Raw genomic sequence first — 18,641 nt, 5'->3', positions numbered from 1 at the left:
CAGCTGCTGATGACTGACCTAGACCTTATCGATGCCGCCCGCCAAGCTGCCAGCTATTCCTATTCGCCCTATTCTAATTTTGCAGTCGGAGCGGCCCTGCGCTTCGCCGATGGAACGGTCGTGACCGGGACGAACATCGAAAACGCCAGCTACGGACTTGCCCTGTGCGCAGAGACGGTGGCGGTCTCGAAGGCGATGGCGGACGGTGTGCGCGGCGGCCTGGAAGCGGTTGCAGTCACCGGTCCCGGCGATATGCCGATTACGCCGTGTGGCCGTTGCCGCCAGGTGCTGAACGAACTGGCCCAATTGGGCGGCACGGACCCCGTGATCTTGTGCGTGGGCCCCGATGAAGTGCGGCGCACTACGTTGAGCGCCTTGCTTCCCGACGCATTCGGACCGGCGAGCCTGACTTGACCACCCGCCGCGGCGCGCTGGGCGGCATGACCGCTTCGCTTGCCGCGTTGGCAATTCCCTCACTTGCATCGGCCAGGACAGCTACGCTGGCCCCGCGATTGCGACTGGGCGACACCGTTGCCTTGGTGGCTCCCGCCAGCGCAGTGTCGGAACGCCAGCTGTTCAACGCCGAATTCACCGTGAGCGGTATGGGCCTGGTGCCGAAATTCGGCGCCCATGTCGGTCAGCGGTTCGGCTATCTTGCCGGCACCGACGATCAGCGAGCCAGCGATCTCAATGCAGCCTTCGAAGACGAAACCGTCCGCGCAATCTTTGCCATACGCGGCGGATACGGCGCGGCCCGCATTCTGCCGCTGATCGACTGGCAGGCCGTGCGCCGTAATCCCAAACTGCTCATCGGATATAGCGACACCACCGCCTTGCATCTCGCGGTCGCTCGCGAAGGGGGTTTTCCAACCTTGCATGCCCCCAATGCGGCAAGCCGGTGGGAGAAGGACAGCTGGGAGAGTCTGTGGCGGCTCGCCTTTACGGGCGAGACCCCGTCATTGAAGCTTGATGCGTCCCGGGTGCTAATTGCGGGAATTGGCGAGGGCAGGTTGCTTGGCGGCAATCTCACTATTCTCTCGACCCTGATGGGATCAGGCCGTTTGCCCGACATGACTGGCGCGATCCTGTTTCTGGAGGATATCAACGAGGAGCCATACCGGGTGGACCGCATGCTCCAGCAGCTCAAACTGGCCGGAATACTGGACGCAGCAGCCGGGATCATCGTGGGCAATTGCACCCGCTGCGATGCTCAGGGAGAGAACCAGGAAACATTCGCGGTAGACGATGTTTACGGCCAGCTTCTCGGCTCGCTCGGGTGCCCTGTCGTGACGGGGGCCAACATTGGCCATATCAGTAATCAACTCGCGCTTCCGCACGGCGCACGGGTCCGGTTCGACACTGCCGCGGATACGCTTACGCTGCTGGCACCTATGGTCGAATAAGAAGCGCGTGTTAACCAGTCCGAGAGAGTGCGCGGCTTATGGGCGTCTCGTCAGGAGACACCCACTTTATGAAATTCGTTAAACTCGAATCGCGCGGCGGAAATTATCTCGTCGTCGCAAGCAACGTCGCTTGGCTTCGCATCGGCGAAAACGGCCAGACCCAGGTTGGCATCGTGGGCAGCAGTTCGCTGCTGGTCACAGGTACCATGGAAGAAGTTGCCGCGAAGCTGACGGCACCCTGAGACAGGGCGCGCGGGGATCAGTCCTCGCGCGCTTCCAGCCATTCGAGCAGGCTGGCGAGGCAATCGCGCGCCAGCATTTTGCAACGTTCCGGGCTCCAGCCCTGTTCGGGTTCCGGATTCGCCTTGTTGTCCTTGTAAGGCATTTCCAGCGTCATCGCCGTCGCACCGAAGCGTTCGGCTACCTGGTTCGTGCTCATGGACAAATTGGCCTTGCCCGGCGCAGCTTTCGTATAGCCAAGTTCGGTCTGGAAATCGGGGGTGCGGCGGTTGAGGATCGCTTCGTAGCTGTAATATCGCTCGCCATGCTCGTCGGTCCAGCTCGGGATGCCTTCGTAACCCGCCAGGAAGCTGACCGGGATCGCTTCGTCCCCGTGCACATCCATCGCAAAATCGACCCCGGTTTCGTCCATCCGGTTACGAATGGCGAGCACTTCGGGGCTCTTCTCTGCAGTTGGATTGTCCCATTCGCGGTTGAGATTGATGCCGGCCGCATTCACGCGCAGGTTTCCGCGCTTCGATCCATCGGGATTGCAGTTCGGCACTACGTGCAGGCGGCAGCGCTTGCGCAGTTCGCGCCCGACCGTGTCGGCGGGATCGGTCAGCACTTCCAGCGCGCCTTCCATCCACCATTCGGCCTGAGTTTCGCCGGGATGCTGGCGGGCATAAAGCCAGACCTTGAATTCGCCTTCGCCCATTTCGAGGCTGTCGATCGGCTGTCCGTCCAGCGTGGTGCCGAGATGCACGTAATCGGCGCCTTCCGAAGCCGCAGCTTCCGATACTAGATCGTGATGGCGCTCCATCGAATAGGGCGCGAAATAGGCGAACCACGCGATGTCGCTTGCCGGAGTATAACGGATAGTCAGCGTTCCGCCGTCTTCATCCTTGTCATAGCTGGCGGCCGCGCGGCCCCAATAGTCGCGATCTTCCGACACGCATGCCGAATAATCGGGCCATCCGCCGGGAAAGGCGCTGGTTTCCAGATCGGTGATCTTCAGTTCCAGTTCGCGGCCTGCCGCGCCCGCGACGCGGAAGTGGAACCACTGCTTGAATTCGCTGCTGGTGTCCTGCGGAATGGCGAGTTTCGCGCCTGCACCGCTGACGGACAGGACTTCGATGTTGCCGCTGTCGAAAGCTGCGTCGATCCGGATATCGTTCACTTAGGGAACCTCTACTTGTATCGTTTCGCCATTGTTGCCGGGAAAGTCGCTGAACAGCGCGGCGGCGAGGGTTTGTGCGTTTGCCTGCGGCTGCGCAAGGGGGGAATTGTCGGGCACGCGGAAATCGGCCCGGCCTTCCCACAGATTGATCTCGGTGTCCGCGGCGCGGATGGTTACAGCCAGCTCGCTGCCCAGTTTGTCGCGCTCTCCGCCGCCCAGGTTGATGCCGATCCCGACGCCTACTCCCGAGCCGTATGAGCCGGTGCGCCCGCCAACGCCGACACTGACCGGCGAGCGGTTGCCCTGCGCGGTCTGGACGTAACGTTCGAGCCGGACGGTCGCGATCTGCGATGCGGCCGAGCGGTCGGTTTCGGTATAGCCAAGCTGGCTGAGCTCAGCAGCGACGGCCGATTTGTAGGGCAGCATGGCCAGGCTATCGCCGCCGGCTTCCCCGGCACTTTCCACGAATATGGTGCCCTGACCAAGGCGCTGCTGCGCATCTGCCGCGACGAAGCGGGTAACCTCGACCGGGCCCGGCGAGGTGGCGCAAGCTGACAGCGCGGCGGCGGACAGTGCGGCGAATGCGATTGATGTGCGACTCATTTGCAGGGCTCTTTCATACAAGGGCGTTAAAGAAAGAAGAACGCGCAGCTTGCCGCATTGCTCCGAGATTGCACCTTGCGCAGTGTATGCTAGGCGCGCGGCATGACTATTGAGAACAAGGTGCCGGTGCTCGTGACCGGCGGTGCAGGGTATATCGGAAGCCATGCCGTGCTGGCCCTTCGCGATGCAGGCTGGCCGGTTGCAGTGATCGACAATCTTTCGACCGGCTTCGCATTCGCCGTGCCGGACGATGTGCCTTTATACGAAGGCGACATCGTAGATGCAGTCCTGCTCGAGCAGATTTTCCTCGAGCAGGGCACCAAGGCGATCATGCATTTTGCCGGATCGGTTGTGGTCCCTGAATCGGTCGAAGACCCGCTCAAGTATTACGACAATAACACCGTAAAGAGCCGCGCCCTCATGGAAGCCGCCGTGCGCGGCGGGATCGAGCATTTCATCTTTTCCTCGACCGCGGCGACCTACGGCACGCCAGAGGTTTCGCCGGTCACGGAAGACAGCCCGAAGCAGCCGATCAATCCCTATGGCTGGTCCAAGCTGATGACCGAGCAGATGCTTGCCGATGCCAGCGTGGCGCACGGCTTCAATTACTGCGCGCTCAGGTACTTCAATGTTGCCGGTGCCGATCCGCAGGCGCGCACCGGCCAATCGACCGCCGGTGCCACGCATCTGATCAAGGTCGCCTGCGAGGCTGCCACCGGCAAGCGCGACAGCGTGGCGGTGTTCGGCACGGATTTCGACACGCAGGACGGGACCGGCGTGCGGGATTACATCCATGTGAGCGATCTGGCTGCCGCCCATGTGCTGGCTCTTGAAGCCCTGATCGCGAGGCCCGACCAGTCCATGACCATGAACTGCGGCTATGGCCGCGGGTTCTCGGTGCTGGAGGTGCTGGACGCAGTCGACCGCGTAACCAACGCCAAAATCGTGCGGCACATGGAACCTCGCCGGGCCGGAGATCCGGGCGAACTGGTGTCCGACCCATCGCGCATCAGGGCAACCCTGCCGTGGGAGCCAAAGCATGCCGATCTCGACGAGATTATCGGCCATGCGGTCCAATGGGAACGAAAGCTTGCCGAAATGCGCACAGACGGTTGACGAGAATCACCCCGCCCTTTAACGGGCGCGATTGAAATCGGCGCGTCGGGGCACCATCTCCGGCGCGTAATTATTTTAGAACGAGATTTATCATGAAGATCCGCAACAGCCTCAAGTCGCTCAAGAGCCGGCACCGCGATTGCCGCGTGATCCGTCGCCGTGGGCGGACCTACGTCATCAACAAGACCAACCGCCGCTTCAAGGCCCGCCAGGGCTAAGCAGCGATGCGGGGCGTTATCGCCCTGCAAGCGTCATGGACCGGCCCGGCTCCCGAAGGGGAGCGCGGGCCGTTCGTGTTTGGGAGCGCGCAATGAGCGATCGGACGGTTGAAGCAGTCGTATTCGACGTGGGGCGTGTGCTCTACCAATGGCAGCTATCCTCCCTCTTCGAGAAGATCATCGACGATCCGGCCCGCTTGCGGAAGGTGCTGGACGAAGTTGTGACGGAAGAATGGCATTTCGAACATGACCAGGGCCGCGAACTTGCGGACATGGTGCCGGAGCGCATCGCACTCTATCCTGATTACGCCGACGAAATTCATGCTTACGCCACGCGGTTCAATGAAACGATCCCGGGGCCGGTTCCGGGCAGTCATGCCCTTGTTGAACGGCTCGATGCCAATGACGTCCCGCTCTTCGCCATAACCAATTTCGGTGCAGAGTTCTGGGCGGGTTTCCGCCCGCATGAGCGGATTTTTGACCGGTTCCGCGATATCGTCGTATCCGGCGAGGAATGTTTGGCAAAACCCGGTGAGGCCATTTTTGCGCTGGCCGAGAAGCGCTTTGGCCTTCCCGCATCCGCCATGCTCTTCATCGACGATAACCGGGACAATATCGACGCAGCGCGCACTTTCGGCTGGCAGGTGCATCATTTCAACGATGCCGGTTCGCTTGAAAGCGACCTTTCAGTGCGCGGGCTTATCTGAACAAAAAAGGCCCCGACGAATGCCGGGGCCCTTAAGTGCCACCCTATGGAGAGGGGGTGGGGGATCGAATGTGTGCGGCCTTAGCCGTTGCACTTCGCCAGGCGAGCAGCTTCGAGCGCTTCACCCTTGGTGGTGAACGACTTCACTTCGCCAAGATCGCGCTGCAGTTCGCGGCAAATACGCAGCGGGCGCGACGAGCCCTTGGGTGCGATGCACGTGGTATCGGCGCAGGTCCAGGCGACGCCGCCTGCGATGACCGTACGTTCAGCTGCCGGCTCGGCCAGTTCTGCGGTGTAGAAGGGGGCGTTGCTGCGTGCTTCGGCCGGGGTCGGTGCTGTAAGAGCGCCGAATGTCAGGGCGGTGTAGGCAAAAGCGGAGACGAGAACGCTGAGGTTCGCCGAACGGCGGAGAGAGGGGGACATGGAGAGGTTCCTTTTAGCACTTGCAATTTTCGCAACAGGCTTTGCAAAAATTGCAATGTAAGTTTCGATTTGCAACCAGTTGCGAATCGGTACCTACTTAGATAGGTTGTGTTTCGCAACCCTTTTTTCGAAAAATTTGGCTTTATGGAAAAGCGCGCTAAATAGGTTGCACCGGAAGGACTGATTTTATGGGCGACATTAGAGAACCACTACGCGAATTGACCGAATGCGGCCTGCCGCAAGCCTTGGAGGTCATGGGCGAGCGGTGGAGCTTCATGATCCTGCGCGCCAGTTTCAACGGGTTGCATCACTTCGAAGAGTTTCTCAGCGAGCTGGGTATCGCGCGGAATATCCTGTCGAACAGGCTGGCCAAGCTGGTTGAGCATGGAATTTTGAAACGTGATCCCTGTCCCGACGATCGCCGGAAGATCGAATATCGCCTGACCGACAAGGGTTTCGACCTGCTTCCCGCAATGGTCGCCTTGCGCCAGTGGGGCCAGAAATACGGTGCAGAAGTGGTCGAGAACCCCGTGCTCGTCGATGAACTGGACCGTCTGCCGATCGGGCCGACATCCATTCTGAGTCATGACGGCCGTATCCTGGGGCCTGCGGACCTCGCACTGGTCGAACGCAAAAACCTTGGCGTGCGCGCCGATGGCTCGAAAGCCGAACCGCATGAGGCCATGGACAAGGGTTCGGTAGTTGACATCGCATCGGCCCGAAAAGCGAAAGACGCGGCCTGAACGAAGAAACCCAGCGCACGCCGGATGGCCGCTACATTATCGTGCGCGGCCGATTATGGCGGGCTTCCAATCCAAATCTCCCCAAGGCCGAGCGTGAGCGCCTGGTCAATATGCTGATGGATGCGCGGCGCGCAGTCGGCGCGGCTTTGCAGGCGGGAGATCACGCAGCGGAAAAGCAGGCACGGCGCAATGTGCATTCAGCGAAGGTCGCGCTGGGAGAACGCGGTCCGGTGTGGTGGGATGACGCCGCTCCGGACTTCAATCGCTTTCTTCTAAAGAACACCCCATACGCCGAGAAGTGACGTCACCTTTTTCCGTGGTCCCGTGACGTCACCGTTAAAGTGATCTCAACAGATCGCCGTCATGGCCAAACCTCAGCAGGGGCATTCCCCCTTTTCAGAGCCGGGCCGGATAGTGATAGAAATCGAACTACAAAACGAAACGCACCAAACCGTCTTCCGGATAAAGACGATGGCGGTGCCGCGCATTGGCGAAGGCATCCGCTTGCGGGAGCCAAGCGGCCAGTTCGCATCGTATGACGTGCTCGACGTGTGGTACCAGCAAGCCGAATACGGCGAGGTCTGGATCCCCTATGTCCACGTTCGCATGACGCCGGATGAATTGCGCGCCGTAGAAATGGCCAAATCCAATCCGATGGTCGACAAGGCTCAGGCTGTCCCGATCGAGGATTTCCTCAAGAAATTCGAAGGCGACCGCGAACATGAACCGGTCAGGCTGAACCTGGATATGGGCGAAAAATAGGCGGTTACGCCCGTCAGGCCCTCGGAGGCTGGCGCCTGTAACTTAGCGCCTCTGCCACATGAAGCCGGCCGATCTGTTCGGACCCGCCCAGGTCCGCAATGGTACGCGCAACGCGCAGCATCCTGGTATAGGCGCGGGCCGAAAGCCGCATGGCGCTGGCGGCCTGCATCAGGAGCTTGCGCCCTTCCTCGTCCGGCGATGCATATTGCTCCAAGGCATCGCCCTGTAATTCTGCATTCGTGCGCACGCCGCTCTGGCTTTCGCGCGCCGTCTGGAGCGCGCGTGCCTGCGCCACCCTGGCGGCAACTTCGGCGCTGCCTTCGCTGGGCGGCGGCATTGCCAGATCCATCGCGCTGACCGGATCGACTTCCACGTGGAGATCGATCCGGTCCAGCATCGGACCCGATACCTTGCTCTGATAGTCGGCGGCGCATTTCGGTGCGCGCGAACAAGCCAATGCAGGATCGCCCAGATGGCCGCAGCGGCACGGGTTCATCGCCGCGATCAGCTGGACATTGGCGGGAAACGTCACATGCGCATTGGCCCGCGCCACATCGACTTTGTTGGTTTCGAGCGGCTGGCGAAGCGAATCCAGAACCGCGCGCTGGAATTCGGGCAATTCGTCAAGAAACAGCACGCCGAGGTGGGCCAGGCTGACTTCTCCCGGCTTCACCCGCAGGCCGCCGCCTGTCAGCGCGGCCATGCTCGCCGAATGATGCGGTGCGCGGAATGGCCGGGCGCGGCTGATCCGCCCCTCCTCCAAGGTGCCTGCAACTGATTGCACCATGCTCACTTCCAGCGCTTCGGGCGGGGTGAGCGGCGGCAGGATGCCGGGAAGGCAGCTGGCGAGCAGCGATTTGCCAGCCCCCGGAGGTCCGATCATCAGCACCTAAGGAACCTGTGGACCCAATTAACCCACACCAGCGGAGAGGGAACCGATTTTCCCTCACCCTCGGCAATGAACACAAGGATTCCCCAATGAGCTTCTATGAACCGATCAACACAGTAACCCCGCGAGTTTACAGCTACACTCGCTTCTCAACACCGGAGCAGGCAGCTGGAGATAGTTACAGGCGGCAAGCGGAAGGCGCGAAGCGATGGCTTCAAGCAAAGAACCATGAGCGCGAGCGGCAGTCGCTTCCTTTGCTCACGATTGACGACCGATTGAAGCTCTCGGACCTTGGCGTGTCGGCCTATCGTGGAGCCAATACTGAGCAAGACGCGGGCCTTGGGGGCTTCCTCACCGCATGCCGTGAGGGCCTTGTAGTGCCCGGCTCCTATCTTCTTGTCGAAAGCCTCGACCGTGTAAGCAGAATGACTCCGCGGAAGGTCCAGAGGCTGCTCGATGATATTGTAGATGCAGGCGTTACTATCGCGACACTCAGTGACGGCCAAGAATACGATAGCTACCGACTGGATAGCGACCCCACCGCACTCCTCATCGCCCTAATGGTTTCGTGGCGCGCTCACGAGGAAAGCAAGATCAAGGGACAGCGCCTCTCAGCTGTGTGGAAGGAAAAGCGGCGAGATGTGAGAGATGGAACGTCCGCGAAGCTGACAGCGAAAGGTCCAGCTTGGCTCTGTTGGACGCCCGATGGCTGGAAGGAACGAGAGGGCCACTCAGATAGTGTGCGCCGGATCTTCAGCCTCACATTGGCGGGTCAAGGTGAGAACAAGATTGCTTCGACGCTCAACCGAGAAGGCGTGTCCGTTATGGGCCGCGGTAAGATGTGGCATCGGTCAACGGTCTCAAAGATCCTACGAAACCCGGCAGTGATTGGTCATTTGATACCGGGACATATGGACTACTCTAGCGGAAGACGTGTCCGGGTTCTCGAGGATCCGATCCCCGGCGTCTTCCCAGAGGTGATCTCGCGAACCGATTGGCAAGCTGTAAGGGCGCTCAAAGATGGCCGCACTCGTGCCGTTCGTGGCCGTGGAGCGGCAGCGCCAATCGCAAACGTTTTTGCAGGGCTGGCGCGGTGCCCAGAATGTGGTGCAGCAATGACCCGAGTTATGAAAGGAAGCGGTGTCCGAGCGGGGAAACCGAAGCTAGTTTGTACAGCGGCAAAAGTGGGCAAGGCGGATCACTTATATCGATCTGTTCCACTCGGCCTGCTTGAAGCTGCTCTCGTCAGCAGTTGGCAAGCATTGGTGGCCAACGTTCCAGCTGGTGATGCTGGTGGGCACTTCGACGCGGACTATGAAAACTTAAGGGCAGCCATCGATGCAACTGAGCAGCAGTATGATGAAGCAGAGCAACGGCTGGTGAGAAACCCATCTGCTACTACGGCTTCTCAACTTCGCGCTTTGGGTGCGACGCTCAATTCCTATCGCAGTGACCTGTCCAACATCGAGCAAGAACGGGCCTTCATGGACCATGGCATCGTATCGACGCTCGTCGAAACACTCTTCGGCTGTTTTGAAGCGGATGGGGAAACTTTGGCTGAAATTGACACTGCAAAAACCAACGCCACTTTGCGCACATTGTTTGAAGCAGTTTGCGTTGATTATCGTACGGGCCTGCTCCGATTTCAGTGGAAGCAAGGCGGCGAAAGCAGCATCCGCTATGAATGGGTTGAATAACCCTCACCCTCGGGGGAAAGACACGGAAAGTGTATCTACAGGATTACCTTTGGTTCTCCGATGGATGTCCGACCGATGCACAAGGCTGGTAGATCGAGCGACCTCCAACACATTAGGGATCGATTGACCCTCACCATTGGTGAAGGAACACTTTCTCTAAGCAGTGGCTTGGCAGACCAACCAATTAACCCACCCCCTTGGAGAATGGAGCAAAAGTTCACCTATAGGTTTTCCTTTAGGTGATCCTTCCAAGGTTCCATGAAAGGATAGCTGTAGGAGTATTACCTACAGGCAACCCTTAGTAGCTTGGGCGCTCTGCTCCAGCTTCATTCTCCCTGACCGCCTCGGCACCTCATACGAGGTCTCGGGGCTTTTCTTTGTCCAAGGTGGACGCAAATCTAGCACAAGGCGCACGCGGCAATGATCGCGTGTGAAACAATCAATATGACTGATCTTTCTAACCCCGCCTCTGGCGGCGATGACTCACGTCCAGACATCACGATGAACCCGGGGAGCATGCTCGCTCCCGCAAACATCCCGACGGAACACCAGCCGTACGCCCAGCGCATCCTCGCAATGGATGCGATTGATGACGTGCCGGGATCCGCAGTGGTGCCTGAAGGCGTGAAGCTCTCCCCAATGAAGGTTCACTCGCTTGCGCCTGAAATGCGTGCAGAGGTGGAAGCCCAGCTGCACGCTCTGCCTCCTGAGCAGCGCGAGGCTGCTGAGCACGAGCTGGTAGCAGCAAGGGTGCGGGAGGAGCTTCCCTCGATCCGTCTGAAGGGTGGCCACGGCGAGGGCGCTCTGCCGTTCCACCGGGAGATGCTCAACGTCACTCGGAGGCATGAGGACTTGCGCCGCGTGCGCGACCAATATGCGGCATACCTTGCCGAGGTGAGCGGCTTTGAAACTACTGTAGACCCGGAGACGGGCGAAGCAGTTCCTCAAGAGGTGTTGGCCATCCAGAACCCTGTTCGCCGACGTGCGTATGCGGTGCATATTGCCGACGTCGAGCGCCAGATGCGCCTACTGATCGCGCCAGACGGAGGCTTCGGGCTGGAAGGTAAGAAGCTGGTCGATAAGGCCCTCGCGCAATCGGCGGCACTGCTCCACCGACGCGACCAAGAGGCCGCTGACCTCGCCGAAGTGAGACGTCGCGCCGCGCACATCAATCGCGAGAAGAGCATTGAGGAGCGTGCCCAGTCATTGGCGCGTGTCCAGCGAAACGGTGCTGACTGATGCGCGGTCGGCCACGGCGCTACATCAAGCCGCGTCCTGATCGCCAACAGCAGACCTACGTCGATCCCAACAAGCCCGGCTCGCCTGACTACGCCTTCCGTCACCAGCAGGTCTCCCGCGAGATCATGCCGGGGATGAAGCGCATCGACATCGGCGCACCTGACTAACTCAACCCCAATCTCGGAGACCAGCCGTGCAAAGCCATGCCGCACAGATACCGCAGTCAACTGCAGTTCCCCTGTGGGAGGACATACAGGCCGCGCTTGCGCTGGTCTCCACAGCGAAAGCAAACTCATGTCACGATCATTCCAAGTCATATCTTCCGCGTCCCTGAAGGGGCGCTGGGGGCATGCATGAGCGAACCCCGCCAGTCGCTGCGCGGCGCAATCGACGCTCACTGCAAGTCATGCATCTTCGATCCCCAGGAGCCGGGACGGTGGCGACAGCAAGTAGGCGACTGCACAGTTACGCGCTGCAAGCTCTATCCTGTGCGCCCTATGCCCCGGCAGCGCTCCTAGTGGCCTCCGTAGGGTTCTGAATGACGCTGTAGGGGCGGCTTTCCGGCATCTGTCGGGGCCGCCCTATGGCTCTGCTCCCAAACATCAATCGATCCTCAGGAAAGCCCGCGTAACGCTGGCCTTGGAGACCTGTATGCCAAGAAAGAACATTCCTGCCCCAGTGCCTGCCGGTTCGAAGTTCTGCCACACCTGCCAGACAGTGCACCTGATAAGCGGCTTCCACAGGAACCGTAGCCAGCCCGACGGGCTGACCTCGCAGTGTAAGCGATGCGCTTGCCTTTCAACCAAGGAGAGTGCCGCCATACAGGCAGCTGTCAGGGCAACGGCAGGTAGGCTCAGCGCGACAGCTTCTCCTAGGATCGATCTTCCAGAACTGGAACTCGACTTATGAAACGATTTGTTATCGCGGCATTTGCCGCAACTCTCCCCTATGGACCCCAGCGGGATGCCTTTGCGCAGTTCGCAAGGGACAAGCCGCAAAACTATCTCGAAGCCTTCATTGCTGGGCAAGAGAACCGCAGGCGAAACGGTGAACCCGTCCAGCCCGCACCCCGGCGGTATGCCGGTTAGTTTTCGGGCAAAAATCTGAAGCGGGTCTAACGCTAGCGACAACCGGGCCTACCCCCCATAGGGGTGAGCCAGCCCAAGCCACTTTTCGCCTACGACATCTCTCGCCCTCCTTGGATAGACAAAAGTCACATGCGCGGTAGGGTGTTGTTGCAATTGAGGGGAGGGGTTGATGTCGGGAAAAGGGCCGAGCGGGGGAGCGCTATTACTTACGTTAAGTGGGTGCTTCGTGTTCGCTTTGATTGTGGTCAGAGGCTCTCTAAGCCTTCTCCCCGATTCCATTCGGTACGACGAATACGGCGACAGCCGCAATGTTGTGGTGATCGCAGCGTACCTGTTGGGCGTTATTGCGTTTGGGGGCGCATTGCGGTGGGTTGATAACCGGTGGTCGGTCAGCTCTGAAGAAGACGACAACCAAGCATGAACCGTCGCGGGTTGGGCTTAGTTCACTCCCTAATCGATCCCTCCTGTCCAATGGGATGCGCCCTCTCAACCATGGTTAGGTCCCTGTGAAGATGTGCTTCCGTTAGGTTGAGGGGTCTGAGTCCAGCCGAGTCCAAATCACGACGAGGCGAGTCAGAGGGGGCTAGCGCCTCGGGTTCATTGACCTTACAAAATGGCCTAACGACCGTTTGATTATTTTGTAAAAGGGCTGACCATGTGCCGAGTTGCTGCCTACTATCGAGTTTCCACCGACAAGCAGGGCCGCTCTGGCCTCGGGCTTGAGGCTCAGCGCCAGTCCGTTCGCGCCCTGTGCGAGGCGAGGGGCTGGGAGATTGTCTCAGAGTTTACCGAGGTGGAAAGCGGCAAGCGCAACGACAGGCCGGAACTGAACGCGGCGCTAGACCGTGCCCGGCTGACAGGGGCCAAGCTGGTAGTGGCGAAGCTCGACAGGCTCAGCCGCGATGCAGCATTCACCCTCCAGTTGCGTAACAGCGGAGTGGACTTCACCTGCGCGGACAACCCGGACGTCAATCGACTTACCATCGGGCTTCTGGCGGTTATCAATGAGGACGAGCGCGAGCGTATCTCAGAGCGGACCAAGGCCGCGCTTGCGGCTGCAAAGGCGCGGGGGGTGAAGCTGGGCAATCCCAACGGTGTGGCTTCGCTGAAGAGAGCGGGAAAGGGCAACACAGCTTCCGTCTCCGCTATTAAAGCAAATGCTGACGCTTTCGCGGAGAGCCTTCGGGGCACTTTCGATCTCATCCGCAGTGCCGGAGTTACAAGCCTAGCGGGTATCGCCAGAGAGCTGAATGAGCGCCACATGAAAACCTCGAGGGGCGGAAAGTGGCACGCATCCTCAGTGCGGAATCTGATAGCGCGGCTCTAATCGTCCTCTGCCCTGCTTTTTTAGCCTCTTAGGTTCCTAAGCTGCTCGGACGCGCTGGGCCCAGCCGCGTCTAATAACGTCTCGACAAACGGCTGCGCCTCGTCAGCCGGCATCTCTGAAAGAAACTTTTTCAGGCGATGACACGCGAGGCGGGTGCGCGGCGTATCACTGAAAATATCAACTAAGAGACGGCCAAGCTCCTCCTTTGAGGCTTCTGTAAGAGCTGAGAGGGACCCTACCCATTCTCTTGCGGCGGCCCTCGCTGCTTCAGCCCAAGGATATGGACTACCGCAATCAGGACAGATCTTGCCCACCGAGACTGTGGCAAGCACGACCACCCCGGGGATGTGTCGATGACCGCGGAGATCTGTATTGCACTTAGGGCACGCCATAAGCGTAACTTCACCGCAATCAGGGCAATGCTTGCGCTTCGTGCTGGGCTGACTCACCGCATATTCGGTGATCAGATGACCATTAAGGCATACCTGTTGAATGTCAGTCCATTCAGAGTCTTCGTATAAATCCCGGTATCTATCCATCGATCAAACTCATGCGCTCCTAAACAGAATGACATCCTTGCCCTTGCGCTCAGGGACGTAGTTCCATCGCTGCGCTGCCTGTTCGATATGCTTTTTCGCAGAACCCGGGACAAGTCCAAGACTCTTGTCTACCTCGGCGTACCGGATCGCCCCTTTGTTCGCACCAGTAGGACGTTGACCCATCCAAGACTGAATAAGGGAGATTATATCATTTTCATCCGAAACCAGTTCGACGTCATCTTCAGAAATAGCATCTGTATGATCAACCGGCTTGAAGCGGCCTAAGCGCTCTACGGCCCTCCTGACCTTATTCGCGGAAGGCCCGATAGAAGCCACAAGGTTTCCATCTGTACGGTCAGCCTCATAGGTCAGCGGAGTGATGCCCAGAAGGTCGCTGGGCAGGTGTAACTCCTTGTTGCTTCGAGGGACGAGAATAAAGCAGCGTTCTCTCCCAAGCCTACCAATGAAAAGACCAAGCTCGAAAATCACATTGTCGCGAGCGGTACGATGTTCCTCTCCGCGGATAATCGTAACGTCTTCTGGCGCGAGCACAAAGATCGCGAAATCGGATTCCTCAAGCTGGCTCGCCAAGTCGTCCATCGCATAACGCGACGGCTCAAACACCCCCTGAGTCCAGACGGTGATTTCGGTATCATGCTCAAGGTTTTCTTGAACAGCGTAGGACGTATCTAAGCTTTCGGTGGACGACGCGATAAAGATGCGGGGCTTGGTCAATCAATCTTCCTTTTTCGACAGTTTCTTGGAGCGTGAGGCAGCTACGCGTTGTTCGAGCGTTGCGAGATCGTGAAGAGGCGACTCTTCGAACCCTTCGAGCCATTCGATCTGCCCATCATTCAGTACGGCGTTACTGCGGGCAAGTGGGGCTGTTTCTAAGTGCCCTGGTTTGGATGGTGCGGCCCCTTCAAGGTTCGGATGAATTGCGTTGATTTTGAATCTCCACACCTCAGCGGGGAAGAAAAACCTGTCTGCCGCTGAAGTATGAAGGCAAAGATTAAAGGCGGCTCTATCCGCGGCAATGCTCGGATAAAGCATGCCTGTCGTCTGAGCCATTTCCATCAGAACTCGGCCAATCTCTCTTGTCAGCTTAAAAAGGCCGGGACGCTTCTCTTCCTCCATTCCTGTTGCTGTGGAGAGAAATCTTTCCACTCGATTCCATTTCCTATCCAGCGCCATAGAGCGGAGCAGCGATCTGAAACTCGCGTCCGAAGTGATGTCGGGAAAGTCGCTTGCACCTCGACGGTTTCCTCGGAAGTTTTGTAGCCCAATATGAGCTACTTCTAGTTCCGCGTGTGGGCCAAGCGTGGCGCAGACAAGAGCTTCTATAGTATCGCCCGGCTTTGGCCTGCATTCCCAAAGTGCGGCATTAAGGGTGGATGCTGCATAGAATACCGGCTTTCCCGGATAGTTGAATCTACCCGCTCCGGCGACTTCAGGCGGCGGATACCAAAGCTCACTTGCTTTGGAGAATGGCCTGGCCTCAGTCTCAATTCGCGCCCTAAACACTCTCTCGGTAGCGAAATTGACAGGCCTCAGAGCAAAGCCATCGAGGATCCTCCCAAGGCGTTCGCCGACTTGCGCTTGCGAAAGGCGCGCTAGGTCTAACTCCTCCAACCTGCGGATGCGCCCGGACAACTTAGCGGAGTTCTCCCGGCGCAGCCGTTGAAAGGCGCGTGGAGCTTTGTGCGATTTCAGACGTCTCATTGAATCGGCAAGCTAACGCCATTGCCTTGATTGGGTCTAGACGTTCCGCAAGCTAGGAGATTATGTCCGCCAGCAGCGGCAATTTCCAAAGCGCGCTTGGCCGTTTCCTGCCCTTTGACCTGCTTGAGATCCGCGAATGTATCCTGCTCCTCCACCAACCCGGGCTCGGGATCCGCCAGCTTGGTCGTGCCCTTGAGATGGTTGAGGAGGCTGGAGAGATCGGGCGCGGCCAGCACCGGCACATCACTCGCCCATTTCGCTTCCGACCCTTGTGCAGCCGGGCAAATCAGACCCTTTTCGGACGCGCTGGCATGCATGGCCGCCAGCAGGACACCGGGCGAGGGTGCGATGCGGGCATCGAGCGAAAGCTCGCCGACCACGATCCAGTCTTCCAGTTGCTCGGCATCGGTGATGCCCATCGCGGCCAAGACGGCCAAGGCGACCGGCAGATCGTAATGCGATCCTTCCTTGGGCAAGTCCGCAGGTGAAAGGTTGATCGTGATCCGCTTGGGCGGGAGCGCCAGCCCCATCGACGACAGGGCCGCGCGAACGCGCTCCTTGCTCTCGCCCACGGCCTTGTCCGCCAGGCCGACGATGTTGAAGTTGGGCAGACCCGGGGCGAGCGAGCACTGCACCTCGACGCCGCGCGCCTCCAGCCCGAGATAGGCAACCGTTCGGACCAGTGCGACCACGCTTAACCCCTACCCTAGTAATCAAGCGGAGGCGGTGCCAAGAAAGCCAATGCTTGTCGAGGCTTGCGTGCCAGAAAACATAGGAAAGACGAGCAGTTAAGGGTTTGTTGACCATGCCCATTGGCGGCTCGGAAAGGTGGCGGGCGCATTGCAGTTCGCATGCTTCGCGCCGCCCTCCTGTTGCTCGCCCTACTGGCTCCCGCTTTCGCCTCGCCCGCGGCTGCGCAGTCGCTGGGTCTCGTGAAATTGCCGGCCGTATTTGTCAGCCAGCCGGTGGTGCAGCAGATGCATGGCGGCGCGGCAATCGCTCCGATCAATCGCGCCGTAGCAGCGCCGACTATCGCGGCCGGCCCAATCGCTTCGCCGAGCGTCTATGCGCCAGCGCCAGCGCCAGCCGCGCCGAAGTTCGTGCCGCGTCCGGTGCCGCAGCCGCAGTCGTACTCTGCCATTCCTGCTCGCTTTCCCATCATCGACACCAGCCTGCGCAATTACAGCAATGGTATCGCGCAGTACGGTCCGTTCCGGGTGATTGACGATAACCGCGTTGCCCTGATCGGCGAAACCGATGCGGCGAGCCCGCGCTGGTTCAGCGTCATGCTGCGCCGCCATCCCGAAATCAGCCAGCTCGACATGGTGGAATGCCCCGGTACGCGCGATGATATTGCGAACTTGAAGGTTGGCCGGATGATCCGCGCAGCGGGCATCGCCACCCATGTGCCGCGCCGCGGATCGGTGCGGTCCGGTGCGGTTGAACTCTTCCTCGCCGGCGCCGTGCGCGATATCGCCGACGGTGCCGAATTTGCCGTGCACAGCTGGATGGACGAGCATGGCCGCGAGGCGATGGATTTCGGTGCGGACGCACCGCAGAACCGCCGTTACCTTGCATATTACCGCGAAATGGGCATGAGCGAACGGGACGCGCGTGAATTCTACAATTTCACCAATTCGGTGCCGCATCGCGATGCCCGCTGGCTGGGCGCTCGGGAGATGCGCCGCTGGACCGGTGACGGCGCATCCGAACGTGGTCAGCCGCAGCGCGCTCGGCAAATTGCTTATGCCGGCGTTTGAGCGCCCTTGAGGGCTTGACCGGCACCGGCCTTTCGCTTAAGCGCGCCTCCACCAATGCGGTCGCCGGAAGCGGCGGCCCTTTTTGTTGGCGCGATTCGCCTTTGAGTGCTTCGCCCGACTAACAACGATTTTTTTGAAGGACTATCCGATGAAGCGGACTTTCCAGCCCTCGAACCTCGTGCGCGCCCGTCGCCACGGTTTCTTCGCACGCAAGGCTACCCCCGGTGGCCGCAAGGTGCTTCGTGCTCGCCGTAGCCGCGGCCGCAAGAACCTCTGCGCGTAATCGCATGATCGGCTGCACTTCGGTGCGGTCAGGATCGCGATAGTTAAACGGGCTCCCATCGGGGGCCCGTTTTGCGTATCTGATACCCATGCCCGGCGCGCTCTCCGTTATCCGCAAGCGCAGTGATTTTCTCGCTGCCAACAAGGGGCTGCGCAATGCCAGGCCAGGCTTCGTCCTGCTGACGTTCCCGAACGAGGGCAAGGGCAAGCGTTACGGGATCACCGTGACCAAGAAGGTCGGCAATGCCGTGGTCCGCAACCGGATCAAGCGCCGCTTTCGCGAAATGCTGCGCGCGGCCTTGCCCGAACTTGGGATGGCCGATCACGATCACATTCTTATCGGACGCGACGGCGCGATCGAGCGCGACTTTGCCAAGATGTCCGCCGAGCTCGCCTCTGCCCTGCAGCGGGCGGCGCTGGGCCAAGGCGAACGCGGGCGCGGCCCCCGAAAGCCGCGGAGCAAGCGCGCATGAAGCATGTCCTCATCCTGATTGCGCGCGGCTGGCAGCTCGGTCCGAGCCGGATCCTGCCACCCACTTGCCGCTTCAGTCCCTCGTGCAGCCAGTATGCAATCGAGGCGCTGGGAAAATACGGTGCGATCAAGGGTGGATGGCTGGCGTTGAAGCGGCTATTGCGCTGCCAACCGTGGGGGGGCTGCGGACATGACCCTGTGCCATGACCCGGGGCCTTGACCGCCAGCCACTGTCTTGAATAACTAATACACC

General features: G+C 59.8%; 24 protein-coding genes and 2 pseudogenes. 18 read left to right on the top strand and 8 right to left on the bottom strand.

What is annotated here, in order from left to right:
- Nucleotides 1–9: 9 nt before the first annotated feature.
- The 3 genes from K3166_RS10810 to K3166_RS10800 all read left to right on the top strand — a co-directional run bounded on the left by K3166_RS10810 (nt 10) and on the right by K3166_RS10800 (nt 1,645).
- Nucleotides 10–414 (top strand): cytidine deaminase, encoded by a 405-nt coding sequence (locus K3166_RS10810; protein WP_221422233.1) that lies wholly within the window; start codon nt 10–12, stop codon nt 412–414.
- The gene (locus tag K3166_RS10805) at nt 411–1,403 is read left to right on the top strand and encodes a S66 peptidase family protein (RefSeq protein WP_247714620.1); all 993 of its coding nucleotides are present in this window, start codon (nt 411–413) and stop codon (nt 1,401–1,403) included. The genes K3166_RS10810 and K3166_RS10805 overlap by 4 nt, the downstream gene beginning before the upstream one ends.
- Before the next feature lie 68 nt (nt 1,404–1,471).
- Entirely contained in the window at nt 1,472–1,645 is a 174-nt protein-coding gene (locus K3166_RS10800; protein ID WP_221422232.1) for a hypothetical protein, read from the top strand.
- A 17-nt stretch (nt 1,646–1,662) separates the two neighbouring features.
- Here K3166_RS10800 and K3166_RS10795 read toward each other — a convergent pair whose 3' ends face one another.
- Together K3166_RS10795 and K3166_RS10790 are read right to left on the bottom strand one after the other, a co-directional pair.
- Nucleotides 1,663–2,802: a M14 family metallopeptidase gene (locus K3166_RS10795; protein ID WP_221422231.1), complete on the bottom strand. Its 1,140-nt coding sequence runs from the start codon at nt 2,800–2,802 to the stop codon at nt 1,663–1,665.
- Entirely contained in the window at nt 2,803–3,405 is a 603-nt protein-coding gene (locus K3166_RS10790; protein ID WP_221422230.1) for a DUF4136 domain-containing protein, read from the bottom strand.
- A gap of 102 nt (nt 3,406–3,507) precedes the next feature.
- On the opposite strand from K3166_RS10790, the gene galE reads away from it, so the two are divergent.
- The 3 genes from galE (at nt 3,508) to K3166_RS10775 (ending at nt 5,446) form a co-directional block, all read left to right on the top strand.
- Nucleotides 3,508–4,521: a UDP-glucose 4-epimerase GalE gene (gene galE / locus K3166_RS10785; protein WP_221422229.1), complete on the top strand. Its 1,014-nt coding sequence runs from the start codon at nt 3,508–3,510 to the stop codon at nt 4,519–4,521.
- A 92-nt stretch (nt 4,522–4,613) separates the two neighbouring features.
- Nucleotides 4,614–4,739: a type B 50S ribosomal protein L36 gene (gene ykgO / locus K3166_RS10780; protein WP_006833921.1), complete on the top strand. Its 126-nt coding sequence runs from the start codon at nt 4,614–4,616 to the stop codon at nt 4,737–4,739.
- Nucleotides 4,740–4,831: 92 nt separating this feature from the next.
- Entirely contained in the window at nt 4,832–5,446 is a 615-nt protein-coding gene (locus K3166_RS10775) for an HAD family hydrolase (protein ID WP_221422228.1), read from the top strand.
- An 80-nt stretch (nt 5,447–5,526) separates the two neighbouring features.
- Here K3166_RS10775 and K3166_RS10770 read toward each other — a convergent pair whose 3' ends face one another.
- On the bottom strand, nt 5,527–5,868 hold the full coding sequence (locus K3166_RS10770) for a DUF8200 family protein (protein ID WP_221422227.1): 342 nt from the start codon (nt 5,866–5,868) through the stop codon (nt 5,527–5,529).
- 188 nt (nt 5,869–6,056) lie between these two features.
- Here K3166_RS10770 and K3166_RS10765 point away from each other — a divergent pair, with 188 nt between their 5' ends.
- The 3 genes from K3166_RS10765 (at nt 6,057) to K3166_RS13460 (ending at nt 7,373) form a co-directional block, all read left to right on the top strand.
- Nucleotides 6,057–6,611 (top strand): winged helix-turn-helix transcriptional regulator, encoded by a 555-nt coding sequence (locus tag K3166_RS10765; protein ID WP_221422226.1) that lies wholly within the window; start codon nt 6,057–6,059, stop codon nt 6,609–6,611.
- A 41-nt stretch (nt 6,612–6,652) separates the two neighbouring features.
- Nucleotides 6,653–6,913 carry a hypothetical protein gene (locus K3166_RS10760; protein WP_247714619.1) on the top strand — a complete coding sequence of 87 codons (261 nt, stop codon included), beginning with the start codon at nt 6,653–6,655 and terminating at the stop codon, nt 6,911–6,913.
- A gap of 61 nt (nt 6,914–6,974) precedes the next feature.
- Nucleotides 6,975–7,373, top strand: coding sequence for a hypothetical protein (locus tag K3166_RS13460; protein WP_247714618.1), 399 nt, complete (start codon nt 6,975–6,977; stop codon nt 7,371–7,373).
- Nucleotides 7,374–7,386: 13 nt separating this feature from the next.
- On the opposite strand, the pseudogene K3166_RS10750 reads toward K3166_RS13460, so the two are convergent.
- Nucleotides 7,387–8,262: pseudogene (locus K3166_RS10750) on the bottom strand (YifB family Mg chelatase-like AAA ATPase); the annotation flags it as partial.
- A gap of 89 nt (nt 8,263–8,351) precedes the next feature.
- Between K3166_RS10750 and K3166_RS10745 the strand changes: the two are divergent.
- The 5 genes from K3166_RS10745 to K3166_RS10725 all read left to right on the top strand — a co-directional run bounded on the left by K3166_RS10745 (nt 8,352) and on the right by K3166_RS10725 (nt 13,613).
- Nucleotides 8,352–9,959, top strand: coding sequence for a recombinase family protein (locus K3166_RS10745; protein ID WP_221422225.1), 1,608 nt, complete (start codon nt 8,352–8,354; stop codon nt 9,957–9,959).
- A gap of 444 nt (nt 9,960–10,403) precedes the next feature.
- Nucleotides 10,404–11,198 carry a hypothetical protein gene (locus K3166_RS10740; RefSeq protein WP_221422224.1) on the top strand — a complete coding sequence of 265 codons (795 nt, stop codon included), beginning with the start codon at nt 10,404–10,406 and terminating at the stop codon, nt 11,196–11,198.
- On the top strand, nt 11,198–11,365 hold the full coding sequence (locus K3166_RS10735) for a hypothetical protein (RefSeq protein WP_221422223.1): 168 nt from the start codon (nt 11,198–11,200) through the stop codon (nt 11,363–11,365). Before K3166_RS10740 ends, K3166_RS10735 begins: the two co-directional genes overlap by 1 nt.
- 738 nt (nt 11,366–12,103) lie before the next feature.
- Nucleotides 12,104–12,286 carry a hypothetical protein gene (locus K3166_RS10730; protein WP_221422222.1) on the top strand — a complete coding sequence of 61 codons (183 nt, stop codon included), beginning with the start codon at nt 12,104–12,106 and terminating at the stop codon, nt 12,284–12,286.
- Between the two features lie 655 nt (nt 12,287–12,941).
- Nucleotides 12,942–13,613, top strand: a complete 672-nt coding sequence (locus K3166_RS10725; protein WP_221422221.1) for a recombinase family protein — start codon at nt 12,942–12,944, stop codon at nt 13,611–13,613.
- Nucleotides 13,614–13,633: 20 nt separating this feature from the next.
- Here the strand turns inward: K3166_RS10725 and K3166_RS13560 are convergent, their stop codons facing one another.
- The 4 genes and pseudogenes from K3166_RS13560 to K3166_RS10705 all read right to left on the bottom strand — a co-directional run.
- A complete protein-coding gene (locus K3166_RS13560; protein ID WP_221422220.1) occupies nt 13,634–14,152 on the bottom strand; it encodes a DUF2321 domain-containing protein in 519 nt (172 codons plus the stop codon).
- Nucleotides 14,153–14,161: 9 nt separating this feature from the next.
- The gene (locus tag K3166_RS10715; protein WP_221422219.1) at nt 14,162–14,887 is read right to left on the bottom strand and encodes a TIR domain-containing protein; all 726 of its coding nucleotides are present in this window, start codon (nt 14,885–14,887) and stop codon (nt 14,162–14,164) included.
- On the bottom strand, nt 14,888–15,874 hold the full coding sequence (locus K3166_RS10710) for an RES family NAD+ phosphorylase (protein WP_221422218.1): 987 nt from the start codon (nt 15,872–15,874) through the stop codon (nt 14,888–14,890). It abuts the gene before it with no gap.
- Between the two features lie 44 nt (nt 15,875–15,918).
- Nucleotides 15,919–16,566 (bottom strand): annotated as a pseudogene (locus K3166_RS10705) (magnesium chelatase domain-containing protein); the annotation flags it as partial.
- Nucleotides 16,567–16,725: 159 nt separating this feature from the next.
- On the opposite strand from K3166_RS10705, the gene K3166_RS10700 reads away from it, so the two are divergent.
- From K3166_RS10700 to yidD, 4 genes are all read left to right on the top strand, one after another.
- Nucleotides 16,726–17,634 carry an alpha/beta hydrolase gene (locus tag K3166_RS10700; RefSeq protein ID WP_221422216.1) on the top strand — a complete coding sequence of 303 codons (909 nt, stop codon included), beginning with the start codon at nt 16,726–16,728 and terminating at the stop codon, nt 17,632–17,634.
- Nucleotides 17,635–17,782: 148 nt separating this feature from the next.
- Entirely contained in the window at nt 17,783–17,917 is a 135-nt protein-coding gene (gene rpmH / locus K3166_RS10695) for a 50S ribosomal protein L34 (protein WP_067468613.1), read from the top strand.
- Nucleotides 17,918–18,005: 88 nt separating this feature from the next.
- Nucleotides 18,006–18,389 (top strand): ribonuclease P protein component, encoded by a 384-nt coding sequence (rnpA, locus tag K3166_RS10690; protein ID WP_221422215.1) that lies wholly within the window; start codon nt 18,006–18,008, stop codon nt 18,387–18,389.
- Complete coding sequence (yidD, locus tag K3166_RS10685; RefSeq protein WP_221422214.1) at nt 18,386–18,595, top strand: membrane protein insertion efficiency factor YidD; 210 nt, start codon at nt 18,386–18,388, stop codon at nt 18,593–18,595. Before rnpA ends, yidD begins: the two co-directional genes overlap by 4 nt.
- Nucleotides 18,596–18,641 lie beyond the last annotated feature (46 nt).

This window comes from Qipengyuania psychrotolerans (assembly GCF_019711355.1).
GTDB lineage: Bacteria > Pseudomonadota > Alphaproteobacteria > Sphingomonadales > Sphingomonadaceae > Qipengyuania > Qipengyuania psychrotolerans.
Note: the sequence above shows the minus strand (reverse complement) of the source record. Positions and strands in the feature narration are given on the sequence as shown.